1 pseudogene is annotated in these 761 nt (G+C 57.0%); it reads left to right on the top strand.

Annotated features, from left to right (window positions below):
* Positions 1-11: 11 nt before the first annotated feature.
* A pseudogene (locus ACR0EK_RS20315) lies at positions 12-710 on the top strand (IS6 family transposase).
* Positions 711-761: the final 51 nt, after the last annotated feature.

The following is a 761-nucleotide window of genomic DNA, read 5'->3' as shown; positions in this document are numbered from 1 at the left end:
AGGTGACATTGATGAAGACATCGTCAATCAGCTACAAGCGCCCCCGGTTTCCGCCTCAGCTCATCGCGCATGCAGTGTGGCTGTACGTTCGCTTCAATCTGAGCCTGCGGGAAGTTGAAGAGATGCTGCTGCAGCGCGTGCGCTATGCTTCTTATGAAACTGTTCGGCGCTGGGTCATCAAATTCGGGCCGGTGGTAGCTCGAAATCTGCGGCAGAGACTGAACCGTCCAGGTGGTGTCTGGCATCTGGATGAAATTGTCGTGGACATTTCAGGTCGCAAGTATCGGCTTTGCGCGCGGTCGATCAGCATGGCGTCGCGCTGAAGGAAATCCTCCAACCCAGGCGGGACAAACAGGCGGCAAAACGGCTGTTGCGCCGCCTGATCAAGCACCTTGGTTTCATTCCCAAGCGGATCATCACGAACAAGTTGCGGTCCTTTGGCACCGCCAAACGGGAAATCGCGCCGGGCTTGGATCGTTGGTCGCACAAGGGCCTCAACAATCGAGCTGAAAACAGCCCCCTCCCATTCCGAAACGAGAACGGACGATGCTAGGACACCGATCTCCAAGAGGTTTGCAGCGGTTCGTAACCACCCATCAGCCGGCAGAAATTGCTTCCGCGTCCCGGCACGTCGTCGCTCCGCACAAACAATCCGTTATCACCGCCTCGAGGCATTCGAAGCCTTGAATGCTGCCACTCGAGCCGCTTGAATCCCGACCATCAGCATTCCCTCGTCGACCGGACGTTAACGTGACAACACC

This window comes from Ruegeria sp. AE4 (assembly GCF_056542185.1).
The sequence above is the reverse complement of the archived record's forward strand: the minus strand, read 5'-3'. Positions and strand labels throughout refer to the sequence as shown.